General features: G+C 64.6%; 21 protein-coding genes and 1 pseudogene. 15 read left to right on the top strand and 7 right to left on the bottom strand.

Going from position 1 to position 21,346, the window contains the following annotated elements; translation table 11 throughout:
• Window positions 1–4: 4 nt before the first annotated feature.
• The 4 genes from J2R78_RS11290 (at window position 5) to J2R78_RS11275 (ending at window position 4,489) form a co-directional block, all read left to right on the top strand.
• Window positions 5–1,117 carry an amidohydrolase family protein gene (locus J2R78_RS11290; protein ID WP_092089441.1) on the top strand — a complete coding sequence of 371 codons (1,113 nt, stop codon included), beginning with the start codon at window positions 5–7 and terminating at the stop codon, window positions 1,115–1,117.
• A 7-nt stretch (window positions 1,118–1,124) separates the two neighbouring features.
• A complete protein-coding gene (locus tag J2R78_RS11285) occupies window positions 1,125–1,538 on the top strand; it encodes a Rieske (2Fe-2S) protein (RefSeq protein ID WP_141339593.1) in 414 nt (137 codons plus the stop codon).
• Between the two features lie 199 nt (window positions 1,539–1,737).
• Window positions 1,738–2,352: a glutathione S-transferase family protein gene (locus tag J2R78_RS11280; protein WP_229192412.1), complete on the top strand. Its 615-nt coding sequence runs from the start codon at window positions 1,738–1,740 to the stop codon at window positions 2,350–2,352.
• 61 nt (window positions 2,353–2,413) lie between these two features.
• Window positions 2,414–4,489 carry a pyridoxamine 5'-phosphate oxidase family protein gene (locus tag J2R78_RS11275; protein ID WP_253604405.1) on the top strand — a complete coding sequence of 692 codons (2,076 nt, stop codon included), beginning with the start codon at window positions 2,414–2,416 and terminating at the stop codon, window positions 4,487–4,489.
• A 49-nt stretch (window positions 4,490–4,538) separates the two neighbouring features.
• Here the strand turns inward: J2R78_RS11275 and J2R78_RS11270 are convergent.
• Both J2R78_RS11270 and J2R78_RS11265 read right to left on the bottom strand, forming a co-directional pair.
• Window positions 4,539–4,896, bottom strand: a pseudogene (locus J2R78_RS11270) (hypothetical protein).
• A 144-nt stretch (window positions 4,897–5,040) separates the two neighbouring features.
• Window positions 5,041–5,622 (bottom strand): TetR/AcrR family transcriptional regulator, encoded by a 582-nt coding sequence (locus tag J2R78_RS11265; RefSeq protein WP_253604403.1) that lies wholly within the window; start codon window positions 5,620–5,622, stop codon window positions 5,041–5,043.
• Window positions 5,623–5,741: 119 nt separating this feature from the next.
• Here J2R78_RS11265 and J2R78_RS11260 point away from each other — a divergent pair, with 119 nt between their 5' ends.
• On the top strand, window positions 5,742–6,719 hold the full coding sequence (locus J2R78_RS11260; protein ID WP_253604401.1) for a zinc-dependent alcohol dehydrogenase family protein: 978 nt from the start codon (window positions 5,742–5,744) through the stop codon (window positions 6,717–6,719).
• A gap of 68 nt (window positions 6,720–6,787) precedes the next feature.
• On the opposite strand, the gene J2R78_RS11255 is transcribed toward J2R78_RS11260, so the two are convergent.
• The gene (locus J2R78_RS11255; RefSeq protein WP_253604399.1) at window positions 6,788–8,788 is read right to left on the bottom strand and encodes a hypothetical protein; all 2,001 of its coding nucleotides are present in this window, start codon (window positions 8,786–8,788) and stop codon (window positions 6,788–6,790) included.
• A 446-nt stretch (window positions 8,789–9,234) separates the two neighbouring features.
• On the opposite strand from J2R78_RS11255, the gene J2R78_RS11250 reads away from it, so the two are divergent.
• Window positions 9,235–10,047, top strand: coding sequence for a uridine kinase (locus tag J2R78_RS11250; protein ID WP_253604397.1), 813 nt, complete (start codon window positions 9,235–9,237; stop codon window positions 10,045–10,047).
• Window positions 10,048–10,061: 14 nt separating this feature from the next.
• Window positions 10,062–10,886, top strand: coding sequence for a molybdenum storage protein subunit alpha (locus J2R78_RS11245; protein ID WP_225647334.1), 825 nt, complete (start codon window positions 10,062–10,064; stop codon window positions 10,884–10,886).
• Between the two features lie 274 nt (window positions 10,887–11,160).
• On the opposite strand, the gene J2R78_RS11240 is transcribed toward J2R78_RS11245, so the two are convergent.
• Complete coding sequence (locus J2R78_RS11240) at window positions 11,161–11,445, bottom strand: hypothetical protein (RefSeq protein WP_253604395.1); 285 nt, start codon at window positions 11,443–11,445, stop codon at window positions 11,161–11,163.
• 300 nt (window positions 11,446–11,745) lie between these two features.
• On the opposite strand from J2R78_RS11240, the gene J2R78_RS11235 reads away from it, so the two are divergent.
• On the top strand, window positions 11,746–12,117 hold the full coding sequence (locus J2R78_RS11235) for a cupin domain-containing protein (protein ID WP_253604394.1): 372 nt from the start codon (window positions 11,746–11,748) through the stop codon (window positions 12,115–12,117).
• A gap of 26 nt (window positions 12,118–12,143) precedes the next feature.
• Here the strand turns inward: J2R78_RS11235 and J2R78_RS11230 are convergent, their stop codons facing one another.
• The 3 genes from J2R78_RS11230 to J2R78_RS11220 form a co-directional block, all read right to left on the bottom strand.
• On the bottom strand, window positions 12,144–13,277 hold the full coding sequence (locus J2R78_RS11230; RefSeq protein ID WP_253609801.1) for an acyl-CoA desaturase: 1,134 nt from the start codon (window positions 13,275–13,277) through the stop codon (window positions 12,144–12,146).
• A 232-nt stretch (window positions 13,278–13,509) separates the two neighbouring features.
• The gene (locus J2R78_RS11225) at window positions 13,510–13,719 is read right to left on the bottom strand and encodes a cold-shock protein (RefSeq protein WP_028341292.1); all 210 of its coding nucleotides are present in this window, start codon (window positions 13,717–13,719) and stop codon (window positions 13,510–13,512) included.
• Window positions 13,720–14,018: 299 nt separating this feature from the next.
• Entirely contained in the window at window positions 14,019–14,627 is a 609-nt protein-coding gene (locus J2R78_RS11220) for a TetR/AcrR family transcriptional regulator (RefSeq protein WP_050385268.1), read from the bottom strand.
• Between the two features lie 112 nt (window positions 14,628–14,739).
• Here J2R78_RS11220 and J2R78_RS11215 point away from each other — a divergent pair, with 112 nt between their 5' ends.
• The 7 genes from J2R78_RS11215 to J2R78_RS11185 all read left to right on the top strand — a co-directional run bounded on the left by J2R78_RS11215 (window position 14,740) and on the right by J2R78_RS11185 (window position 21,343).
• Entirely contained in the window at window positions 14,740–15,435 is a 696-nt protein-coding gene (locus tag J2R78_RS11215; protein ID WP_253604392.1) for a PspA/IM30 family protein, read from the top strand.
• Window positions 15,436–15,518: 83 nt separating this feature from the next.
• On the top strand, window positions 15,519–15,794 hold the full coding sequence (locus tag J2R78_RS11210) for a YiaA/YiaB family inner membrane protein (protein ID WP_038384293.1): 276 nt from the start codon (window positions 15,519–15,521) through the stop codon (window positions 15,792–15,794).
• Window positions 15,795–16,097: 303 nt separating this feature from the next.
• Window positions 16,098–17,165 (top strand): hypothetical protein, encoded by a 1,068-nt coding sequence (locus J2R78_RS11205; RefSeq protein WP_253604390.1) that lies wholly within the window; start codon window positions 16,098–16,100, stop codon window positions 17,163–17,165.
• Window positions 17,162–18,037 carry a ThiF family adenylyltransferase gene (locus J2R78_RS11200; protein ID WP_229161879.1) on the top strand — a complete coding sequence of 292 codons (876 nt, stop codon included), beginning with the start codon at window positions 17,162–17,164 and terminating at the stop codon, window positions 18,035–18,037. Before J2R78_RS11205 ends, J2R78_RS11200 begins: the two co-directional genes overlap by 4 nt.
• Entirely contained in the window at window positions 18,034–19,233 is a 1,200-nt protein-coding gene (locus tag J2R78_RS11195) for a hypothetical protein (protein ID WP_253604389.1), read from the top strand. Before J2R78_RS11200 ends, J2R78_RS11195 begins: the two co-directional genes overlap by 4 nt.
• Window positions 19,230–20,351, top strand: a complete 1,122-nt coding sequence (locus J2R78_RS11190; protein ID WP_253604387.1) for a GNAT family N-acetyltransferase — start codon at window positions 19,230–19,232, stop codon at window positions 20,349–20,351. The genes J2R78_RS11195 and J2R78_RS11190 overlap by 4 nt, the downstream gene beginning before the upstream one ends.
• A complete protein-coding gene (locus J2R78_RS11185) occupies window positions 20,348–21,343 on the top strand; it encodes a hypothetical protein (protein ID WP_253604385.1) in 996 nt (331 codons plus the stop codon). The genes J2R78_RS11190 and J2R78_RS11185 overlap by 4 nt, the downstream gene beginning before the upstream one ends.
• Window positions 21,344–21,346 lie beyond the last annotated feature (3 nt).

Genomic DNA, 21,346 nt, shown 5'->3' with positions numbered 1-21,346 from the left:
TCGCATGAGTGACGTCATCGACCGCCCGATGCTCGACCAGGAGAAGACCGCGGCGACGCGGCTGAAGATCATCGACTGCGACATCCATCCGAGCCTTCACGCGCACAGCGACCTCAACGAGTTCTTGCCGAAGCGCTGGCAGCAGCATCTGAAGGAATATGGCAGCCACCTGCGCACGCCCTATATCGGCACCACGCCGTATCCGCGCTCCTCGCCGCTGATCGCGCGGCGCGATGCCTGGCCGCCGACCGGCGGCGTGCCCGGCTCCGACCTCGATTTCATGCGCAAGCAGCATCTCGATCCCTTCGACGTCGAGTTCGGGATCCTGCAGGTGCTCGATCTCTTCATCTTCTCGCAGCAGAATCTGGAATTCGGCGCCGCGATCCAGCGCGCCATCAACGACTGGCAACTGGCGTTCTGGGCGCATCGCGATCCGCGCCTGAAGGCCTCGATCCTGGTCGGGCAGGATGGCTCCGACCTCGGCCTCGCCGAGATCGAGCGCTGCGCCAAATCAGGCGAATACATCCAGATCAACGTCTCGCCGCGTGCCAACGAGCCGCTCGGCCGCCGCCGCTACTGGCCGATCTATGAACGCGCGCAAGAGCTCGACCTGCCGCTCGGCATCCATGTCGGCGGCTATGGCGGCCATGCACCGACCGGCGGCGGCTGGCCGTCCTATTATTGCGAAGAGCATCAGTCGAACGCGCACACGGTGGCCTCGAACCTCACCAGCCTGGTGCTGGAAGGTGTTCCCGAGCGCTTCCCGAAACTGAAGATCGTGTTCATCGAAGGTGGCTTCGGCTGGATTCCCGCGACGATGTGGCGGATGGATCAGCACTTCGAACGCTTCCGCAGCGAGGTGCCGCATCTGAAGCGCCGGCCGAGCGAATATGTGAAGGAGCATTTCTGGTTCACGACCCAGCCGATCGACGAACCGGATGAAGCCAGGCACCTGCGGCAGCTGATCGAATGGGTCGGCATCGACCGGCTGTTGTTCTCGTCGGACTATCCGCATTGGGACTATGACGACGCGCGCTACGCCTTCAAGACGCCGCTGACGGACGCCGAGCGTCGCAAGATCTTCAATGCCAACGCCCGCGCGGTTTACAAATTCTAGGACACAGATGACCCGTCACATCGTCGCGCGCACCAGTGAGATTCCGGCCGGCGGCAACAAGGTGTTCGGCATCGAGGGCCGCGACATCGTCGTGTTCCATGTCAATGGCGAGTTCTTCGCGCTGCTCAATCGCTGCCCGCATGAGGGCGCGCCGCTGGAGAAGGCGGCCTGCGTCGCGCGCCTGACCTCGCCGGAGCCCGGCATCTATCAGCGCGACCGCGTCGGCGAGATGCTGCGCTGTCCGTGGCACGGCTGGGAATTCGACATGCGCAACGGGCAGTCCTGGTTCGATCCCAAGCGGTTCAGGATCCGCTCCTATCCGGTCGCGGTCGAGAGCGGCGCCGAGTTGCAGAAGGGGCCGTATGTTGCCGAGACGTTCCCGGTGCACATCGAGGACAACTACGTGATCGTCGAGATTTAGGTTGGCGCAGTTCGCGCGACCGTGTGCGCCGCCGAGGGCCTCGTCGTGGCAGGAACAGTCCCGGCCATGACGCAAGTAGGTGTTATTGCGATTTATGCAATAATGAAGTGCCGTCGACGGCAATTATAATAACCGCTGCAATGGGCCACCTTGAGCTGGCGATCGGGAATGAACCCGTCCACCACATCAGGAACGGCACATGAAGCTGTATCACTTCGCTCTCTCCGGCCACGCGCACCGCGCGCGGCTGTTTTTGTCCCTGCTGGAAATTCCGCACGAACTGGTCGACGTCGACCTCAAGTCCGCCGCGCAGAAGCGGCCGGAATATCTCGCGCTCAACCCGTTCGGCCAGGTGCCGGTGCTCGACGATGACGGCGTAATCATCCCGGACTCCAACGCGATCCTGGTCTATCTCGCGACCAAGCTCGGCCGCACCGATTGGCTGCCGCAGGATGCAAGGGGCGCTGCCGCGGTCCAGCGCTGGCTGTCGGTTGCTGCCGGCGATCTTGCGTTTGGGCCCGCTGCGGCGCGGCTCATCACCGTGTTCGGCGCGAAGCACAATCCGGACGACGTGATCGCGCGGGCGCATGTTCTGCTGAAGCGGCTCGAAGCCCATCTCGCCGGGCGCGACTGGCTGGTCGGCGCGGCGCCGACGATCGCTGATGTCGCGCTCTACAGCTATCTGTCCAGCGCACCCGAAGGCAATGTCGATCTCTCCGCCTATGCGCGCGTCAACGCGTGGCTGCGCCGGATCGAGGCGCTGCCGGGCTTCGTCGCCTTCGCCAAGACCCCCGTCGGTCTGGCGGCTGCGTGACCTACTGACCGGGCGTGCCGTCGGGCGCGCCCGTCCAACCCCCGAAGGGGAGGGCGATACGATGAGCGACAGACGAACCAAGAGCAAGCTCGCGACCTGGCATGCCGGCGAAAAGGCGATCCAACGGCAGGTCGGCGTCGCCGAGAAGATGGAGGCCGTCGGCCAGCGCGCGGTGCGCGACTTCATGCCCGACCAGCATCGCGATTTCTTCGCGCAGATTCCCTTCATCGTCGTCGGCAGCGTGGACCGAAGCGGCGACGCCTGGGCTTCGTTGCTGGCCGGTAGGCCCGGCTTCATTTCCTCGCCGACACCGCGCAGCCTCGAGATCGATGCGCGGCCCGACCGCAGCGATCCCGTCAGCGAGGGGATGCGCGAGGGCGATGCGATCGGACTGCTCGGAATCGAATTGCACACGCGGCGCCGCAACCGTGCCAACGGGCTGCTGCGTGCATCGTCAGGTAAGGCACTCAGCTTCGAGCTCGATCAGAGCTTTGGCAATTGCCCGCAGTACATCCAGCTTCGGGATTTCGCCTTCGTGCGCGCGCCGGATGAACCGTTCGCGGGAGAGATCGAGGCGAGCACGACGCTCGATCAGGCCGCGCGCGACATGATCAAGGCGGCCGACACGTTCTTCGTGGCGTCCTATGCCGAGCGTGAGGACCGTCGCCAGGTCGACGTCTCGCATCGCGGCGGCCGGGCGGGCTTCGTCCGCGTCGCCGACGACGGCACGCTGACGATCCCCGATTTCGCCGGCAATCTGTTCTTCAACACGCTCGGCAACATCCTCGTCAACGGCAAGGCCGGGCTGGTGTTCGTCGATTTCGAGACCGGCGACCTGCTGCAGCTGAGCGGCGATGCCGAGGTGATGCTGGACTCGCCGGAGATCGCGGCGTTTCAGGGCGCCGAGCGGCTCTGGAGTTTCCGCGCCCGCCGCGTGGTGCGCCGGCGCAGCGCGCTGCCGCTGCGCTGGGCGTTTCGGGCCGAAGGCTGGTCGCCGAATTCGCTGATGACCGGTGACTGGACGCAGACCGCCGAGCGGATCCGTGCCGCCGAGCGCGCGACGCAGTGGCGGCCGTTCAAGGTCGCCACGATCGTCGACGAGAGCCGATCGATCCGGTCGTTTCATTTGCAGCCGGACGACGGCGCGGGGCTGCTTCCGCACCGGGCGGGACAGCATTTGCCGATCCGTCTCTCGTTGCCCGGTATCGACAAGCCGGTCATCCGCACCTACACGCTCTCGGTCGCGCCGTCGGACGGCATGTACCGGATCAGCGTGAAGCGCGACGGTGTCGTATCGCAATATCTCCACGACACCATCCATGTCGGCGACATCATCGAAGCGCGCGCTCCGGCTGGCGGCTTCACGATCGATGCGCGCGAGAAGCGGCCCGCGGTGCTGCTCGCCGGCGGTGTCGGCATCACGCCGCTGCTCGCGATGCTGCGCCACGTGGTCTATGAAGGGTTGCGCACCCGCGGCATCCGGCCGACATTCCTGTTTCAGGCCGCGCATGCGAAACAGGACCGCGCGTTCGGCGACGAATTGCAGCAGCTGCTGGATGCCGCCGGCGGCGCGGTGCGGATCGTCCGCGTCCTCGGCGATGTCGATGGCGCCGAGCAGGGCACAGACTACGACGCGGCGGGACGGATCGACATGGCGCTGTTGTCGCGCGTCCTGCCGTTCAACGACTATGACTTCTATCTGTGCGGACCGCCGCGGTTCACCCAATCGCTCTATGACGCCCTGCGCGGCTACAACATTGCCGACGGCAGGATTCACGCCGAAGCCTTCGGTCCTTCATCGCTGGTCCGGAAGCCCGACCTCGTCACCGCAGCGCCGCCGCGCCGACCGCCGGCGACAACGCCGGTCCCGGTCGCCTTCACCACATCGATGACGGAGGCACGCTGGACGCCGGAGGCGGGGACGCTGCTCGAACTGGCGGAAGCGCGCGGCCTCAGCCCCGCCTTCAGCTGCCGGGAGGGCAATTGCGGAACCTGCCGAACGCGATTGTTGGCAGGCGCCGTGACCTATGTGAAGCAGCCCGCCGCCGAGGTAGCCGATGACGAGGTGCTGATCTGCTGCGCCGTGCCGGCGCAGCCGGAGGCGAACGGCGAGGACCGGATCCAGCTCGCGCTGTGACCGAACCGCGCCTGCCGATGGTTCGGGCGCATAGCGCTTTCGCGGGCACTCAGCCCATGCTGCCCGGCATGAAGCAGCGTGGCCTCGGGTGCCCGTCCAGATAATACGGCCAGACCATGGTGCGGCCGGCACGGTTCGGTCCGGCGACGACCGCCTCATCGGGAACGTCGACCCACTCGCCTTCGAGCCGGACGCGATAGTGGCCGTCCTTGGTGTCCCAATCGGCGTCATCGACACGCTTCGCGTCGCTGCCGTCGCAGCAGGGGCCCTTGACGCTGCGCAGGCTCTCATACCAGGCGTTTCAATTCGGGATGCCCGTGATCATGGGCCTGCACCGGCCCGATCGCCGGCTTCGCCAGCAGGGCGGTGACTACAACGATTGCCGCACGCCAAAACCGATTGTTCATCTGATCCCCAAAATCCGGAAAGCCCATGACAGCCAACCCGGACATGGTCATCGAGATCGGGACATCAATTAGATGATAATCGTAATATAATCACATTCGTGAGAGCAGCGGAGCTGCTGCCGGGAGGGCCGGGTGCCGACAAACTCAGGCGAGCAGGCTCATCACCTGGTCGATCACGGCCTTCACCTGCTTCGAATCCGGCCTCTGATGCGCGAGAGCCAGCAGTCCGGCATGCACCACCATGATGGTGTGGGCGGTGACGTCGGGGTCAAAGCCCTTCCTGAACTGGGCGCGATCGGTGCGCAGCCGCGTGCGCAGCAGCTCTTCAAGCCGCCGGTTGTAGCGCTCGATGCTCTTGCGGAGCTCGACCTGGTCGAGCGAGCCGTCGGTCGCGGAATTGATCGACAGGCAGCCGCGCTGTCCCTTCTCGCCCGAGCAATAGGGAATGAAGCCGGTAAGCCACTGCCTGATGACGTCCCGCGCGGGCCCCGGCTGCGCCAGCACGCGCTCGGCCCAGCCGAGGATGCCGTCGTGATAGCGGTCCAGCACCTTCAGGAACAACGCGTTCTTGTCGCCGAACGCCGCATAGAGGCTGGGTTTCGCGACGCCGCTCGCCGCCGTGATGTCGTCGAGCGAAGTCGCCTGAAAGCCCTTCTGCCAGAACATCTGGCGGGCGATTTCCAGGACATCGTCCGGATCGAAGCTGCGCGGCCTTGCCATATCCATCTTTTATGTACTCCCGCGTCGGATGTGAAGCCTTCACCTTGCCGTGAAGGCAGGTCCGGCTATTGACGCAATCCATATTCTGTACTTAGAAGTACACAACGAAATCGAGAGATCACGCCATGAAAGCGGTTCAGGTCGTTGCGTTCGGACGTGCGGCGGACGTGGTCAAGCTCAACGAGGTGCCGGACGTCGGCAGCCCCGGCCCCGACGAGATCGTGGTCGCGGTTGAGGCTGCGCCGATCAACAATTCGGATTTCATGATCATCGCCGGGCGCTACGGCTATCTGCCGTCACCGCCGGCCACGCTCGGGATCGAGGGCGTCGGGCGGGTTGTTGCCGCCGGATCGCAGGTGAGGAATCTGAAGGAGGGCGACCGCACGCTGATTCCCTTCACGGTCCCGACCTGGACCGAGCGGGTCAAATTCACCGCATCATGGCAGCGTGCGCTGCCTGACAATGCCGATGTCCAGCAACTGTCCATGATCGGGGTCAATCCGGCCACCGCCTATCTCTTGCTGACCGATTTCGTGAAAGTGCCGCCCGGCGGCTGGGTGATCCAGAACGGCGCCAATTCGGCGACGGCGCGCGCGGTGATCGCCATCGCCAAGTCGCTCGGGCTCAAGACCGTCAACATCGTCCGCCGCGAGGAGGTCATGGAGGAGGTCAAGTCGGTCGGCGGCGATATCGTGCTGCTCGACGGGCCGGATCTCGCGAAGCGCGTCGCCAGGGAAACGGGTGGGGCGCCGATCCAGCTGGCGCTCGACATGGTCGGCGGCTCATCCGCCTTGAACCTGATGAACTGCCTCGCGCCAAAAGGAGTGCTCGTCATCTACAGCGCGATGAGCGGACAGCCGTTCTCCGGCTCGGCCTTGAGCGTGATCTTCAACGAGGTGTCGGTGCGCGGCTTCTGGCTCGGTCATTGGGGCAAGACTGCGACGGACGAAGCGTTGGCCGGAATGTATGACCATCTGGTGCCGATGGTCGCATCGGGTGCGATCAGCGCGCCGGTGGTCGGCACCTATCGCCTGGAGGATTTTTCACAGGCGATCGCGCAGGCGGCGGCATTCAAGGGCAAGGTGATCTTCACGCCAAGTTAGGTCGTACCCCCCGATATTCGCCGGCGCGACACGCCGGCGCATGTCCGCACGACGTCACGCCGGGGCAGCTAGACGATGGTCGAGAGCGTGAACGCGTGCCACGCACTCCAGTCAATACCATCATAGGCGCGCACATACATCGTCTCACTGCCGGTGGTGGCGCCGCCACGCATCCAGATATCATCGAGGTCGGCGGCATTGACGTCGATCACGGTGCTGGCTGCCCAATGGGAATTCGCAGAGGTCCAGAAATAGCCGCTGTTGGCGTTGCCGCCGCCATCCCAAAACTGATAGGCGGCCGCGGGATTCGCGTCAGCGTCAGCATAGGACACCAGGTTGCCGATCTGGCTCCACTCGTTGACATGCAAGGTCTGATTGCTGATCGAGGCATCGGGTGCGTGGTTTGCCAGGCTGGTCACGGTGAAGCTGTCCCAGGCACTCCAGCTCGTTCCGTCGAAAGCGCGCACAAACATGGAATCGGTACCGGCCGCGGTGCCACCTCGCACCCATACATTGGCGAGGTCGGACGCCGAGACGTCGATGACCGTGCTGGACGCCCAGTGTGAATTGTCGGGCGTCCAGAAATAGGCGCTGGTCGCAGCCCCGCCACCGTCCCAGAACTGGTATTGGGTGATTGCATCGCCGTCAGTGTCGGATGCCGTCGTCCAGTTGACGAGCTGCGCCCACTGCGCGGCGTTCAGCGTTTGATCGTTGATCGTCGCGGTCGGAGCCGTATTGGTCGACGTCAGATTAAAGCTGTCCCAATTGCTCCAGGCGGTACCGTCGAATGCCCTTACCCACATCGTCTCGGAACCGGTCGTCGAGCCGCCCTTGATCCACACATTGGCCAGATCGGATGCTGAAACGTCGATCGTCGTGTTGGCAGCCCAGTGGGAATTGTCGGGTGTCCAGAAATAGGCGCTGGTTGCGCCCGCGCCGGCGTCCCAGAACTGGTATTTGGTGATCGTGTCACCTTCGGCATCGGTGGCAGTGAGCCAGCCTTGCGGTTTGACCCATTGATTGACGTGTAGCGACTGGTCGTTGATGGTCGCGACGGGGATCGTGTTTGGCGTCGACGTCACGGTGAATGTGTCCCAGGAGCTCCACTCCGTTCCGTCGAATCCCCTTACCCACATCGTCTCGGAACCGGTTGTCGAGCCGCCATGGATCCAGACATTGGCGAGGTCCGCAGCCGAAACGTCTATCGTCGTGTTGGCGGCCCAGTGGGAATTGTCGGGTGTCCAGAAATATGCGCTGGTGGCGGCGGTGCCGCTATCCCAGAACTGGTACTTCGTGATCGCATCGCCATTGGCATCGGTCTTGGTCAACCAGTTGTCGACGGTGACCCATTGATCGATATGTATGGAATGATCACCGGCTGTCACGACGGGCGGAGTATTGGCCGACGTCAGCGTGAAGCTGTCCCAGTTGCTCCAGTCTGTTCCGTCGAACGCTCTGACCCAGAACGTCTCGGCACCGGTTGTCGAGCCACCCTTGATCCAGACATCGGCCAGGTCGGCGGCCGCCACTTCGATCGTCGTGTTGGCAGCCCAATGGTCATTGGTGGAAGTCCAGAAATAGGCGCTTGTTGCGGAGGTGCCGCTGTCCCAGAATTGATATTTGGTGGCTGCATCCCCGTTGGCATCGGAGTAGGTCAGCCAATTCTTGGCTTGCGTCCATGTATTGGTGTGCAGCTGCACGTCGGGGACCGTGACGACCGGCGCAGTGTTTGGAATCGTCGTGAGCGTGAAAGACGTCCAGTTACCCCAATCGGTCCCGTCGAAGGCGCGTACCCACAGTGTCTCGGTGCCGCCGACCGCGCCGGCACGCACCCACACGTCGGACAGGTCAGATGCCGAAACTTCGATCGTCGTGTTGGCGGCCCAATGGTCGTTGGTGGAAGTCCAGAAATAGGCGCTGTTCGCAGCTGTGCCGCCGTCCCAGAACTGAAATTTCTGCGCGGGATTGCCGTCGGAGTCGGCATAAGTGAGCCATGGCTGTATTTTTTGCCACTGATTGTACAACAGGCTGTGGTTACCAATCGTGACGACCGGTGCGGAATTGGCCATGGTTTGCTTCCTCGTGGGTGCGCCGGTCGAGACCGGCTAATTTCCAAGGTGCAAGGCAATCAATTTTGGCCCGTGAGGCGGGCCAGGCTGAGATTAGTGTCGTCCGGCTGAGATCAGCGCATTCCAAAGAAATCGTTAATATCAAATTCAGGATCGCAGAATTTCAATGCAGCATCTATGATGGGTGTCACACCCATCAGTCGGGTCGCGTGCGGCAAAACGTCATAGGTATCCCGTTCCGAACGGCCTCGCAGCGGGTGTCGGGAAACGCACTCGCCGGCGCCATTCGCGATGGTCTATCCCTGCCGTTGCGGCTTGAGACGCGCCAGGCTTGCCGTTAGCAGTGCAATTCGAACACGGGTCTTTGCGAGCCACCGATGGAGACATCGAACATCGCGGGCCGACGGAAGCAATGCCCGGCGTATTGGACATAAGGAACGTTTCTCATGGCGAACACGACGGCGGAGCTTGAAGCGCTGCTGATGCAGCGATCGTTGACCGATCCGCAGCTTCTGGCGACGGCGGAGGCGGCATCGCACTTCCGGATCCTGCCGGATGCCACCGTGATCAAGATCGGCGGGCAGAGCGTGATCGACCGCGGCCGCGCCGCCGTCTACCCGCTGGTCGACGAGATCGTCGCGGCCCGCAAGGCGCACAAGTTGCTGATCGGGACCGGCGCGGGCACCCGCGCCCGGCACCTCTATTCGATCGCGGCCGGGCTGCGGCTGCCGGCCGGCGTGCTGTCGCAGCTCGGCGCCTCGGTCGCCGACCAGAACGCGGTGATGCTGGGCCAGCTGCTCGCCAGGCACGGCATCTCCGCGGTCAGCGGCGCCGGGCTTTCGGCCGTGCCGCTTTATCTCGCCGAGGTGAACGCCGTGATCTTCAGCGGCATGCCGCCCTACGGCCTCTGGATGCGGCCGGCAGCCGAGGGCATGATCCCGCCCTATCGCACCGACGCCGGATGCTTCCTGGTCGCCGAACAGTTCGGCTGCAAGGCGATGATCTATGTGAAGGACGAAAACGGTCTCTACACCGCGAACCCCAAGACCTCGAAGGGCGCGACGTTCATCCCGAAGATCTCGGTCGCCGAGATGAAGGCCAAGGGGTTGCAGGATTCGATCCTCGAATTCCCGGTGCTCGATCTGCTCGCCACCGCGCGCCATGTCCGCCAGGTGCAGGTCGTCAATGGCCTCGTCCCCGGCAACCTCACCCGTGCGCTTGCGGGCGAGCATGTCGGCACCATCATCACCGCGAACTGAGCAGGGACACGACCATGGACGACACCATCAAGCACGTCGCCTCGCCGCTCGCGCGCCAGACCCTGCTCGACAGCGATCTCACCCGTCCCGTCGCCGGCGGTCGCCCGATCCCGCTGCTGCCCTGGGTGCAGGTGGTGAAGATCGGCGGCCGCTCCATCATGGATCGCGGCCACGAGGCGATCCTGCCGATCGTCGCCGAGTTGCGTTCGCTGCTGCCCGAGCACCGCCTGCTGATCCTGACCGGCGCCGGCATCCGCGCCCGCCATCTCTACAGCGTCGGCCTCGATCTCGGCCTGCCGGTCGGCTCGCTCGCGCCGCTCGCTGCAAGCGAAGCCGGCCAGAACGGCCATATCCTGGCCTGCCTGCTCGCGCCGGAGGGCGTGTCCTATATCGAGCATCCGACCATCGCGAGCCAGCTTGCGATCCATCTCTCCGCGGCCCGTGCGGTGGTGGGCAGCGCGTTTCCGCCCTATCACCATCATGAATTCCCGGTCTCGCGCATCCCGTTGCATCGCGCCGACACCGGTGCGTTCCTGATCGCCGATGCGCTCGGCGCCGCCGGGCTGACGATCGTCGAGGATGTCGACGGCGTCTACACCGACGATCCGAATGGTCCCGAGGGGAAGAAGGCGCAGCTGCTGCGCGAGGCCAGCCTCGCCGACCTTGCCAAGCTGAAGGGCACGCTGCCGTTCGATCCCGCGCTGCTCGAGGTGATGGCCAATGCGCGGCATATCGAACGCGTGCAGGTCGTGAACGGCCTCGTTCCCGGCCGGCTCACGGCGGCGCTGCGCGGCCAGCATGTCGGGTCGATCATCCGCACCGGCGCGCGGCCGGCTTAAATCGAGCCGCGGACTCCACTTCACCTCGCCCCCGCGTGCGGGGGAGAGGCATAGTCCGCCTTTGGCGGCCGTTCTCAAGAACGCCGAAGCATGGCTTCGGCTATGATGCATCGATAGATGCATTCCGGGTGAGAGGGATTCTCCGCGAACGCAGCTATTACCGTACGCGCGGAGGCAGCCCCTCACCCCGACCCTCTCCTCTTAAGCACGGGAAGAGGGAGCACAATTCCATCGCAAACTAATGTCGTCGGCGCTTCAGCGCGCGACCGAGGGACTACTTGATCGTCGCGCGCACCGTGATGACCGAGGTGCCGGACGCCTTCGGCCCCTGACCCGTGGCCTTGATGGCAAACGTGTCGTTGCCCTTGTATTTGGCCTTCGCTCTGTACTCGAAGGTCGATGCGTTGATCTTCTTCAGCTTGCCATAGGCCGGCTTTTGCAAGATCGCTGAGTCCGTCACCGTGCCGCGGATCCCGATCGGGATCTGGCAGCTTTCGCCCGAGGCGACGTCGATATCGCCGCTCGAATTCTCGCCCCAATCCGCCAATGTCATCGACATCGAACATTCCGGCACGGGCTGCGCCGAAGATGCCGGCGTGACATTTAATGCAAAGATGAGCGCCAGGGCGGCGATCCCCGACGCCCGCGTCGTGACGATACTCGTTTTCATGCAAGGCCCACTGCTGAAGGTTCTCGCAGGAATCCTGCAACGTGGGAGCAGGGGTGGCAAGGGCTTCGCCTCGCCCGCGCGACATGTGTTGAAATGCTTGGGCGCTTGTTGCGTCGTTGAAGCGCCCCCATAGTCACCGCAGCCTTGATCTGAACGGGGCAAAGGCGCGCGTGACAGGGAGGGGTTCCAATGGCTGAAAGCAGCGACGGTCAGGCAAAAGCTCAACAAGCCGGATTCGCCGGCGTCACCCGCAGGACCCTTGAGCGTCTCGCTTTGCCCGGCGATGATCGCGAGCTTGTCGTTGCCGAGGTGACCTATCCGCCCGGCGGGGTCGCTCCGCTGCACCGGCACCCCGTTGGCGGCGTGGTCTTCATCGTCGAAGGCGTTGCCGAGTCGGCGTATGGCGACGAGGCGCCGCGCCAGTATCGGGCGGGCGAGACTTTGCAAGATCGACCCGACGTTCCGCACACGCTGTTTCGCAATTGCGATCCGGACCGGCCGCTGCGCTTCCTGACCATCTACGCGCTCGAACCCGGGCGCGCCTACACGATGGAGCCGTGAGGTTGGGAAAAGGCCAAGGCAAAATGTTACGGTTGGCTCACCTGAGGTTTCGGGTTTGCGCCGGCCATCCGAGGTGGAACGGCGAGCAGGAGGCAAACCGACTCCACCAGGAGTTCATGCGCACGGTCGACAATGTCGTCCAACGAACTTGTCTTCGCGAACATGGCCTGGGCTTCAGCCAACAACCGGTCGCGCGTTGGTATGCTGGGCAGATGCAAGTCGGCGCGATGCTGTAACAGAACAAGCGCTTCCCGCACCGACAATCCGGTTTCGTGGACCGACGATTTGATAGCCTGCGCGATGTATTCGGGATTGAAGCGACCAGCGAGTTGTTCAGCCGTTCGCTTTATCACACGCGATCCCAAGCGCTGCTCGTTGCGGAGAACCTGCGTGGGCGGCGCCTTCAGATCCCAGACAATACCGAGCAAGGACAAGGTCACCAAAACATAATAGGTCACATCAATCTCCCACCACCGGAAGCCTTGCCGCGCACTGCTTTGGTAGGCGTGATGATTGTTGTGCCAACCCTCACCCATCGTAAACAGAGCCAGCAGCCAATTGTTGCGGGAGTCATCGCCCGTAACGTACCGCTTGCGCCCGTGAACATGCGCGAGGGAGTTGATGCAAAACGTGGCGTGATACAGCAGCACGGTGCTCCAGAAGAAACCGACCACGAGCCCGGGCCATCCGGCGATGAGGAAGCACAGACCTGCGACCACGATCGCCGGCAAGACCTCCAATCTGTGAAGCCACATCAACTCCGGATACGAGGCAAAATCCGCAACTTTCGTCAGATCAGTTGCATCGTGCTGTCGATAAAAAATCCACCCGAGATGACTGTATACGAAGCCCTTATGCCCCGGCGAATGCACATCTTGCTCGGTATCCGAATGAAGATGGTGATGTCGATGTTTCGCGGCCCACCAAAGGACGCTTTTCTGAGCGCTGCTTTGGGCGAGGAATGCTAGGATGAATTGAAACGTCCTGCTTGTTGAATAAGCCCGATGCGAGAAGTACCGATGATAGCCGGCGGTGATCGCAAACATGCGCAGCCAGTACAGGGCGACGCAAATTGCAATCGCTTGCCATGAGACGCCCGTCCAGATCGCCGCCAGACACCCCACGTGGACCAGCAGGAACGGGAGGACTTGCGGGTACATGATGTCGTCGTGCTGCCGAGCTGGATCGATATTGGTGGACACGCTCGCGACCTCAGCTGCTTCAATGCGCAGGCCGTTTCGCCGGCGGACGGTTCAAGTCCTGGTCCTGGCGGGCATTGCGCGCGGTGTTGACAAAGAGAACCCCGCGGCCGGGTGACCGGTCGCGGGGTCGCGTAACCAGAGGCTTTGCCAGTTCATCCGGGGTCAAAGCATCATGGCCGATTGTCGCAGCTTACACCGCGCGCAGATTGTCCGCAGCAGATTTGCCGGTCCGGCGGTCTGCAACGATCTCAAAAGAGACCTTCTGTCCCTCGTTGAGGGTGCTCATGCCGGCGCGTTCGACTGCGCTGATATGAACGAAAACGTCCTGGCCTCCCTGGTCCGGCTGAATGAAGCCGAAACCCTTCTGGCTGTTGAACCACTTCACAGTTCCCATGCTCATGGAAAATCGTCCTATAGATGCGTGTTTGGAGCCGCACTCACGAGCGCAGCAGGCGAATTCGAAGTTCAGGGGGTGAGGGTCGTCAGTCAGGCACGCTATCAGCGGCGAGGCCAAGTCGTTCGGCCGAAACTCGATCCGTGGTAAATGGCTACGGTTCGGTCATTCCGCAAGTGGCTTTCCCCCTTTTCTGACCTCGGCCGCTGCGTCCCCCTGGGGCAACAGCTGCAATTCACGGTGCTCTGCGGCAACTTTGCCTGACCGCATGGCGGGGGACATCGTGCGGTTTTGGGGCACGCGGCCTATTCCTTCTTCGCCGTCAGCCCGTCGACCATCGCGCGCGTCAAGGTGGCGATCTCGCTGCGCAATGCGCCGATCGGCACCGCGATCAGCTTGTGCTCCAGCCCGAGCGCGACCATGCCATGCACGGCGGAGAACAGGCTGCGCGCGGTGACGCCGAGCTGCGCCGGCGAACGCTGCGGAAACAGCGCGGCGAGCGGCTTATAGATGTGGCGGAACAATTCCATCTGCTCGGTGATCGCCCATTCCGGCACCGGCTTGCCGGGCTGCATGCGATGCTCGAACAGCGCGCGCCACAGTTCGAGATTGTCGGCGGCGAAGTCGCAATAGGCGACCGCGATCCGCACCAGCATCTCGCGCGGCGCGGCAGCCCCGCCGATCTCGGCCAGCGACAGCGACGCATCGAGCCGCGCCAGCGTGCGCGAGCCGACGCGCAGGATCAGCTCGTCGACATCCTCGACCAGATTGTAGACGCCGCCATTGGCGACCCCGATTTCCTGGGCCAGTTCGCGGGTTTTCAGGCCACCGAGACCCTTTGCCGCAATCGCCCGTTCCGCCGCCTCGATCAGCGCTTCCCGCAGTTTTGCACGTCGTTCCAATGCCTTGGACATCTTTGATCCTTCGTTAACCATTGTCTTGAGCGTCGCTCAAATAATTCTTGAGCAATGCTCATTATGTGGTACAAGAGATTCATGAGCGATGCTCATAACAGGGAGCGATGAAATGTTCAAAACTGTTTTCACTCTTTTCCGCGGCACCGTTGCGGTGGCCGAAGAGGAACTTCAAGACCGCACCGCGCTGGTCATCCTCGACCAGCAGATGCGCGATGCCGCCGCCGCCGTCGACCGCTCGAAGCGGACCCTGGCGCTGGCGATCGCCGGCGACCAGCAGGAGGGCCGGCGGCTCGACGCCACCAACGCCCGGATCGCCGATCTCGAGGTGCGCGCGTCGGCGGCACTCGATGGCGGCCGGGAAGACCTCGCCCGCGAAGCCGCGCAGGCGATCGCCAATCTCGAAGCCGAGCGCGACGCCGCGATGACCGCACGCGCGCTGTTCGCCTCCGAGATCACACGGCTGAAGCGCCATGTCGGCAACGCCGAGGCGCGCATCGCCGAGCTCGACCGCGGCCGCCGGCTGGCCCGCGCATCGGAAGCGGTGCGTTCGCTGCGCCGGAGTGGCATCGAGGCGGCGCGCCCCTACGAGTCGACGCTGCCGGAAGCGGAGGCGACGCTGAAGCGGCTGCGCGAGCGACAGATGGAGATCCAGGCCGCCGACGAGGCGTTGGTCGAGATCGACGCCGCCTCGGGACCATCAGCCACCGCCGAGAAGCTCGCCGAGCAGGGTTTTGGCCCGCGCATGAAATCGACCGCCGACGACGTGCTGGCGCGGCTGAAAGCCAGGCGCCCGCCAGCAGCCTGAAATCCCAAGCCTGAAACCTCAAGCCTGAACTTCAAGTCTGAAACCAAGCCAATTTCAAACCATCTATCATCAAGGAGACGACCATGAACCAGACCATCCAACCCCACAGCGGCAGCTGGGTTACCTTCACTTACGCGTCCTTTGCAGCCTCCGCCTTCCTCGTCGCCGTCGGCGTGTTCTTCCTGCCGATCGACCTCTGGATGAAGGGCTATCTCACGATGGGCATCGTGATGCTGATCCAGACCTGCGTCACGCTCACCAAGACGGTGCGCGACAATTACGAGAGCAGCAAGTTCGTCAACCGCATCGAGGACGCCAAGGCGGAGCGCCTGCTGATGGAGGTCTCCAAGGCAGGGTGAGCCGAAGTCAAGTCGAAGCGGCGGGTGGTTTCTCACCCGCCGCTTTCGTCGTTCCGGGGACTTGGCCGACCCCGCCGTCATTGCGAGCGCGCGAAGCAATCCATTCTTCCGCGTATGCCGAGCGATGGATTGCTTCGTCGCTATCGCTCCTCGCAATGACGGTGTGGATAGGCCGCCGACCGCTTGCGGCCAACTTGTTCCGTTTCCGGAAGGCCTTGTTTACCGTGCGGCAAACAGCGTCAGGTTGCGCTCATGGCTCTTTAACAGGCGCGAGTGCAGAGATCGCGCCCGAGGGACAGAGAAATGGCGTCCACGGACAATCCCACGCCGGCTTCGCGCGGCAGCAAGAACCTTGGCAAGAGTCTTGGCAAGGCGCGCGCCGCCTTTGACGGTCTGCGCAGCCATGGCGGCTTCTGGCTGAAGGCGCTGTCGCAGCCGACCATCGATCTCAGCTTGCGCACCCAGGCCGGCCAGCGCACCCGCATCGTCGAATCGCCCGGACTGTCGCTGCCGAGGGACGAGCTCGACGCGCTGGTCGAGCAACTGCGCATCGTCGCCGCCAAGACGCTGCCCGAGGAGAGCCTGACCTATGGCATCTTCTCCGGCGAACCCGAGCGGCTGTCGCGCGCCGTCGTCACGCTGATCTCGGAGGAAGACACCGGGCGGCCGATCGCGTTCAACGCGCTGTCGGTGATGGACGTGCCGCTCGACGGCGAGCCGGCCGAGGTCACCCATCTCGGCCTCGTCATGGTCGATCCCGATGTGCGCGGGCAGGGGCTGTCCTGGGTGCTCTACGGCCTGACCGCGCTGGTGCTGTTCGCCCGCGACGGGCTGCGGCCGAAATGGATTTCCAACGTCACCCAGGTCCCGGCGGTGGTCGGCATGGTCAGCGATACGTTCTCGGACGTCTACCCGTCGCCGCTGCCGGGCGCGCGACAGAGCTTTGCGCATCTCCAATTGGCGCGCGGCATCATGGCAAGGCATCGCGCGGTGTTCGGCGTCGGCGAGGAGGCCGGCTTCGACGAGGCGCGCTCGGTCATCACCAACGCCTATACCGGCGGCTCGGACGCGCTGAAGAAGACCTTCGAGATCGCACCGAAACATCGCAACGCAATCTACAACGAGTTCTGCGAGCGCGAGCTGGATTACGGCCGCGGCGACGACGTGCTGCAGATCGGCCGCGTCGATCTTGCTGGCGCGCGCCGCTATCTCATGAGCGAGGTGCCCTCGGGCTCGCTGCCGTCGCTGCTCGCGGCGTCCGCGATGCTGGCGCTGCAGCGGCTGGTGCTGCCGGTGGTCTACTGGATGGACGACAGCCGCGCCTTCGGCACGCTGCGTCCGCGCAAGCAGGATAGCGGGGCCGCGCGATGAATTTCGACTACTACTCCTTCACTGGCCGCAATATCGGCTTCATCGACGAGCACGAGCAGCAGCTGCTGCGTCAGGCGCGGGTGTTCGTCTGCGGCGTCGGCGGCATGGGCGGCGCGGCCTTCATGGCGCTGGCGCGCGCCGGCGTCGGCAAATTCGTGATCGCCGACATCGATCGCTTCGAGGTCTCCAACCTCAACCGCCAGGTGTTCGCCTTCGCCGACGAGGTCGGGCGCGAGAAGGCGGCGGTTGCCGCCGAAGCCGCAAAACGGATCAATCCGACCATCGAGATCGAGGTGCTTGGCGAGAACTGGACCAGCGAGCTGGCCGGGATCGCCGCGCAGTGCCCGGTCATCGTCAACGGCATGGACGATATCGCCGCCGGCGTGCATCTGTACCGGACCGCGAAGCGCGCCGATGCAACGGTGATCGACGCCTATATGTCGCCGCTGCCGTCGGTGATCGTGGTGCGCCCGCACGATCCGCGGCCCGAGCAGCGCCTCGGCTTTCCGACCCTTGGCAAGGACTGGACCGATATCACCGAGGACGACCGCCGCGCCGCGATGCGCGCCGAGATCGAGCACGTGATGCTGCACTCCTCGTCGCGCAACTATGTCGACCTCGCCATCGCCGGCGAAGTCGCCGCCGGCCGCCGCAGCCGGATGTCGTTTGCGCCGATGGTGATCTCGACCGGCATGCTGATGGCCTATGAGGCGGTCGCGCTGATCCTCGGCCGCACCTCGGGCACCGATTGCCGCGGCTGGTTTCTCAACCCGCATCGGCCCGCGATCGAGAAGCCGCGCAATGCGCTCGTCGCCGCCCTGATGCGCCCGCTGGTGCGGCGGGCCATCGATGACCTGACGGGCGGCAAATGACCTCCGGGGTGATCGCCGATTCCATCGTCAATCTGTGCGGCGCCATCGGGCTCGCCGTGGCGATGATGACGTTCTACCGGCGCGATCCAAGGAGCCCGTTGACGCGCCGCCTGCTGCTCGCGCTCGGCGTGATCGCGATCCTGTTCCTCGACCGCGGTCTTGCCTGGTGGACCGGAAGCCGCCTGCTCGACCGCCTCTCGGTGATCCCGGCCTCGCTGGTCCCGCTCGGCGCCCTGATCGTCACCGAAGGCATCCTGCGGCGCCACGCGCCGCGCCCGGTCAAGATCGCGGCGCTCGCGGGCGCCATCCTGCTCGGTCTCGGTGGCCTGTTCGGACTGCAACGGCTGGCGATGCCTTACGCGATCGCGCTGGCGCTGTTCCAGCTCTTGGGCTTCGCCACTTGCGCGTTGCTGCTGGCGACGCGGGATCGCGCCGCGCTGATGGCCGCGGAGAACCGCAGCATCGGCCGCATGGCGGTCGGCGCGCTGGTCGTGATCCCGTTCATCCTGACCGATTTCCGCACGCTGTTTCCTGATATCCCTGTGCGGCTCGGCGCGCTGGGCGCGCTGCTCACGGTGACGGTGATGCTGATCGCCGGCGGCGGTGCCGAGACACGCCGGCACGGCCTTGCGATGATGGCGCTGCGGCTGATCTCTTCGGGCCTCTTGGGCCTCGCCGCTGCCTTCATGGCGCCCGACGTCGACGCCGCGCAGATGGTTCGGTTCGTCGCGGTTGCGATCGCCGGCGTCTTGACCATCGGGTTGATGACGGACGCGCTGCGGGCGCTGTTCGAATCGCAGGAGCCGGGCGTGCTCAATTCGGTCGCCGCATCGCCGGCACAGACCCGCGAGCAGTTGATCGCCGAGCTGGCGCGGCATCCGATCTTCGAAAGCGCGCGGCGCTTCCGCGAGCACGAGCTCGCGCTCTACGATCCGCCGCTGCTGCACGACTTCCTGTCGACACGGCGTGTGCTGCGGCGGTCCGACGCGCCGTGGGGACTGGCGCCGACCGATCCCGCGGCCGAGCGCATCGTGTCGCTGATCGCAGCCAACAACGCCTCCCATGTCATCGTGCTCGCGCATGATCCGCTCGACCTGATCGTGCTCGCGGTGCCCGTCACCACGGCCGATCCCGCCACTGAAACCGCGCTGGCGCTAGTGCGCCGGCTGCTGGCGTTGACCCCGGAGGCCAAATGACATCAGAGATCCGCGAGGGCGACCGCAGGGCGGCATTCGACGCCGCGCTCAACGCCTATGGGCCCGACAGCCTCTACGTGCCGCCGCTGTGGAGCGATTTCGACCGGATGTTCGATCCGGCGAAGAACCCGTTCGTCATCGAAGGCCACGGCCGCTATGCGCTGTTCTCCGCGCATCGCGATGGGCGGCCGGTCGGCCGCATCGCCGCCTCGATCCACGACGCGTCCAACCGCAAGCACGGCACCCGCCACGGTGCATTCGGCTTCTTCGATTGCATCGACGATGACGAAGTGGCCGATGCGTTGCTGCGCGCCGCCGAGCAATGGCTGTCGGCGCGCGGCATGAGCCGCGTCACCGGCAACTTCAACCTCACGGCGATGCAGCAGATCGGCGTGATGACCGACGGGTTCGACCATGCGCCGTTCACCGACATGATGTGGTCGCCGCCGCACATTGCACAGCATCTCGAACGCGCCGGCTACGCCGCGACCTTCCCGATGACGACGTTCGAGATCGCGCTCGACGGCGGCAAGCCGGAGCAATTGCTCGGCGACAAGCAGCGCGCGGTGCTCACTGACCCGGATTTCGTCTGGCAGCCGATCAAGCGTTCCGCCTTCAAGGTGCGGCTGGAGGACGCGCGGCTGATCCTCAATGACGGCTTTGCCGACAATCCGATGTTCGTGCCGCCGACCGCCGCCGAATATCTGTTCCAGGCCGGCGACATGATGTGGATCATCGACAACCGGATTTCGACCGTGGTCTATCACCGCGGCCGGCCCGCCGGCGCGATCATCGCGATCCCCGACCTCAATCCGCTGATCAAGGCGATCGGCGGCCGGGTCGGGCTGTCAGCGCCGTTCAAATTCGTGCAGCACCGCGTGATGAACAGGCGCGCGGTGCTGATCTATCAGTCGGTCTGCCGCGACCTGCACAATCGCGGCCTCAACGGCGCGATGCTCTACCGCACCGCGCTGGCGTTGCAGGAGGCGGGCTACCGCACGCTGGGCGGCACCTGGATCGCCGATATCAACGGTCCGTCGCTGCGCCAGGTCGAGAAGGTCGGCGCAAGGCCGCTGCACCGGCTGCATCTGTTCACCAAGCGGCTGGCCGCAGCATGAGCGCGCTGACGCCGGATCTGCTGCGCGAGGTGGTCGCGGAGGCGCGGCTGGCGCCGAGCGTCCACAACATCCAGCCGACCCGCTGGCGCCTGCTCGGCGACGGGCGGCTGGCGCTGGTCGATGCGACCGGCGTGCGCGCGCCGGTCGCCGACCCCGCGGGGCATGACGTTCTGGTGTCGCACGGCGCGGCGCTGGAGGGCATGAGCCTCGCGCTCAATCGCCATGGCTTCGCAATCACGGGCATCACCACGCTCGAGCAGCCGCTGTCGCCGCAGTTTGCCGTGCTCTGCTCTTTTGCGATCAAGCAAGGAGCCGAGCCCGATCCGCTGGCGGACCTCGTGGCACGCCGCATGTCGTGGCGCGGCAAGTTTGCGGCATCGCCGGACGATGCGGCGGCGCTGGCGCAGCTCGTTGCCGCGCGCGACGATGTGATCTGCATTGGCGATCGCCGGGCGATTGCTGATATCGCCGGCTGGGCCGATCGGGCCGAATTCTCCTTTGTCCGCGGTGACGACTACCGGGCTGAGCTGCTCGCATGGATGCGGCTGTCGCCCGGCCATCCGCACTATCTGCTCGATGGCCTCAACCGTGATGCGCTGGCCATGAATGTGGTCGAGGCCACCGCCGCGCGTTACGTGCTCGGCAACCTGTTCAAGCCGCTCGATCGTCTCGGCTTCGCCGCGTCGTTGCTTGCCGACGGCGCCAAGACTGCGTCGGCATCGGCGATCGTGCTGTTTTGCCGTCCGCTCGGTGAGGATCCACTCACGACCGGACGGCATTTCTACCGCGCCTGGCTGGAGATCGATCGCGCCGGTTTCGCGGCGTGCCCGATTTCGGCGCTGGCCGATCACCCTGACTTCAACGACCGGCTGCGAAATCTCGGCAAAATTGGCGCCGATCTGCGCCTCGTCAACGTGTTCCGCATCGGCCGGCCGTCAAAACCGATCAAACCGCGGCATTTCCGGTTGCCGGTTGACCGGCTCATTGTCTGAAAA

The sequence above is a fragment of the Bradyrhizobium sp. USDA 4538 genome (assembly GCF_024171045.1).
GTDB classification, from domain to species: domain Bacteria; phylum Pseudomonadota; class Alphaproteobacteria; order Rhizobiales; family Xanthobacteraceae; genus Bradyrhizobium; species Bradyrhizobium australafricanum.
The sequence above is the reverse complement of the archived record's forward strand: the minus strand, read 5'-3'. Positions and strand labels throughout refer to the sequence as shown.